The sequence below is a fragment of the Adlercreutzia equolifaciens genome, from assembly GCF_029076695.1.
In the GTDB taxonomy this organism is placed as follows: Bacteria; Actinomycetota; Coriobacteriia; order Coriobacteriales; family Eggerthellaceae; genus Adlercreutzia; species Adlercreutzia equolifaciens_A.
In genome coordinates this window covers 1-303 of record NZ_JARFIK010000380.1, presented here as the reverse complement: position 1 = coordinate 303, position 303 = coordinate 1, and the positions used below count along the sequence as shown (strand labels likewise).

Here is a 303-nt window from a genome sequence, read left to right as displayed (position 1 = left end):
ATGGCGTGGGCCGACAGCGCTGTCACCAACCAGCGCGGATACGGTCCGGCGCTTTTGATCTCGAGGATGGACTCCTGGGGCGCGATAATGGGGCACCATCCCGCCTGTGGTCGGAAGCAATCCCAATTCTCCAGTCGATCGTCGAAGGTAAGCCGCAGCTCGGGATCGAACAGCGCGTCCGCCAGGCCGTCGACCTCGCCCTCAAACTCGCCATCGGGCAGCAACGCCCCCCGCACAGCCCAGGCCTCGCGGTCGCAGGCAATGCGCATGGAGGGAACGAGCGGAGCAGCGCGGCGCATGGCC

General features: G+C 67.0%; 1 pseudogene. It reads right to left on the bottom strand.

Features of this window, described 5'->3' with window-relative positions:
- A pseudogene (locus tag PZH32_RS12835) lies at window positions 1-303 on the bottom strand (hypothetical protein); the annotation flags it as partial.